The sequence below is a fragment of the Halorubrum sp. SD626R genome (assembly GCF_001261915.1).
Taxonomy (GTDB): domain Archaea; phylum Halobacteriota; class Halobacteria; order Halobacteriales; family Haloferacaceae; genus Halorubrum.
In genome coordinates, this window is the sequence record NZ_CVRT01000027.1 from 1 (window position 1) to 2,237 (window position 2,237).

4 protein-coding genes are annotated in these 2,237 nt (G+C 70.9%); all 4 read right to left on the reverse strand.

What is annotated here, in order from left to right; genetic code table 11:
* Positions 1–227: 227 nt before the first annotated feature.
* Positions 228–1,034, reverse strand: coding sequence for a carbon-nitrogen family hydrolase (locus SD626R_RS01585; RefSeq protein WP_092562565.1), 807 nt, complete (start codon positions 1,032–1,034; stop codon positions 228–230).
* Positions 1,031–1,459 carry an SRPBCC family protein gene (locus SD626R_RS01590; RefSeq protein ID WP_092562568.1) on the reverse strand — a complete coding sequence of 143 codons (429 nt, stop codon included), beginning with the start codon at positions 1,457–1,459 and terminating at the stop codon, positions 1,031–1,033. Before SD626R_RS01590 ends, SD626R_RS01585 begins: the two co-directional genes overlap by 4 nt.
* Before the next feature lie 136 nt (positions 1,460–1,595).
* The gene (locus SD626R_RS01595; RefSeq protein ID WP_007998354.1) at positions 1,596–1,823 is read right to left on the reverse strand and encodes a DUF7123 family protein; all 228 of its coding nucleotides are present in this window, start codon (positions 1,821–1,823) and stop codon (positions 1,596–1,598) included.
* A 52-nt stretch (positions 1,824–1,875) separates the two neighbouring features.
* Complete coding sequence (locus SD626R_RS01600; protein ID WP_092562571.1) at positions 1,876–2,058, reverse strand: DUF7525 family protein; 183 nt, start codon at positions 2,056–2,058, stop codon at positions 1,876–1,878.
* Positions 2,059–2,237: the final 179 nt, after the last annotated feature.

Genomic DNA, 2,237 nt, shown 5'->3' on the forward strand with positions numbered 1-2,237 from the left:
CCACGCGCCCGTCCCGACCGCTCGGGCGGCGGCCGGACAGCGGACCCCCGGGCTGTCGTCGGCGTCGCCGCCCGAGCGGTCGGGACGGGCGCGTGGTGTTGTCGCCGAACTCCAACGAGAAAAGCGTCGGACTTCGGCAATACGTCCTTGTCGCTTCTCCGGTATAAACCAGACGGTCCGGGCGCGGCGATCCCGATCGGAGTCGGCGTCGGAGCGCCGGCCGGGGATCAGCGTCGGTCCCGAAGCGCGGGGAACTCCTCGCGCACCGCCGCGGTCCGCTCCGAGTCGACCTCGGCGGTCACCGTGGCCGGCTCCTCGCCCGCGGACGCGAGCGTGGTGCCCCACGGGTCGTAGACGGTCGTCCGCCCGCAGAGCGCGTCCCCGTCGAACGCCCCGCTCCCGTTGACGGTCGCGACGTACGCGAGGTTCTCGATGGCCCGCGCCCGGCCGAGCGTCCGCCAGTGCTCGACCCGGGGGTACGGCCACGCGCTCGGCACCAGCACGCAGTCGACGCCGGCCGCGGCCATCTCGCGGAACTGTTCCGGGAAGCGCAGGTCGTAACACGTCGTGACGCCGACGCGCACGCCCTCCAGGTCGACGACCGGAACCCGCTCGCCGGGGACCATGCGGTCGGTCTCCTCCGAGCCGTACCCGAACAGGTGGCGCTTCCGGTAGACGAGCCGCCGCTCCCCCTCGCGGTCGAAGAGGACCGCCGCGTTCGCGAGCCCCTCGTCGGCCGGGACCTCGATCCCGTCCGCGGCGGAGGCCGCGAGGTCCTCGACGACGGTCCCCGCGAGGAGGTTGACCTCGGCGTCGGCCGCGACGGCCGCGAGCCGCGACAGCCGGTCGCCGGCGAGGCTCTCGGCGGCGCGGGCGTACGAGTCGAACGCGAAGTAGCCGACGTCGAACAGCTCCGGCAGGACGACGAGGTCCGCCCCGTCGGCGGCGGCCTCCCGGGTCCGGTCGAGCGCGCTCGCGACGTTCTCCGCGACGGCGCCGCCCTCGACCCCGAGCTGGACGCAGGCGACCCTCATGCGGTCGGGCCCAGCGAGGCGCGGAGCGCGTCCTCGAGGTTGTCGAGCTCCGCGTCGAAGTTGCGCTCGAAGAACGACTCGACGCCCGGGAGCCGGCCGTCGACGACGAACTCGTTGGCCAGCCGACAGCCCCCGTCGGTCTCGGTGATCGCGTGCTCGCCGGTAACGCGGAACGCCTTCGACTTGCCGACGAACTTCACCCGGTTCGGCGGGTCGCGCTCGACCTCCTCGGTCTCGACGGAGATGGTCGAACGGATCATCGGAATCGGGAGCGCGACGTGCCAGGTCGCGCGCCCGCCGCCGTGGACTTCGAAGGTGTCGACCACGCTTATCGCGCCGGCGCGCTTCTCGGCGTCCGAGATGAACGCCCACACGTCGTCCGCGGGCGCGTCGAACTCGAACGTCCGGGAGACTCGGACGGTCATACCTCCCCGTTGGTTCCACGGGGGTTAAAAACACGCGAGTCCGGCAGACCGGAGACGGAGCGCCTCCGGCGGAACGGAGACGAAAATGCCCGGGAGAACGGAGACGAGGGGAGTCCGGCGGCGTCGCGTCGCGACCTCAGCCCTGGGGCGTCACGCGCCACGTCGTCGACCGCGCTCGGCCCCACTTCTCGATGTCGACGTCGTCGGACTTCTCGGCGAGTCGGGGGAGCCGCGAGCCGACCTGCTTCGCCGTGAGCCCGATGGCGTCGGCGATCGTCTTCGAGCGGACGTAGCGCTCGCCACGGGTGACGCTGTCCGTGAGGTACGCGAGGATCCGCTGCTCCTCCTCGGTGTACTCGCTCATGTTGCGAACGTTGGCGTCTGACGTCCTTAACGGTTTCTCGTCTCCCGGTCGCTCAGTCGAACAGCTGCACGGCGGCGACCGAACAGAGGGCGAAGACGAAGGCGGCCGCGAACCCCCACGCGCGGCCGATCTGCGACGGGTACCCGAACATCAGCACCGTGCCAACGAGCGCCACGGCCCCCAACGCGAGCGCCACGCCGATCTCCATGTCAGAGTCAATGGATGCCTCGGTCATACCCGTCGCTTCGCGGGCGACTACTTAGTTCATGCGAAGGACGCGACCGCGCAGGCGAGATCCCCGCTCCCGGATGATCGATCCCCCTCAGATGATTTCGACGTGTTCCGACTCCTCGTTGAGTGCGAGGTTCGCGGCGATCTCGGCGTTCCGCATCGCGTACTCGGCGGTGTGCTGGA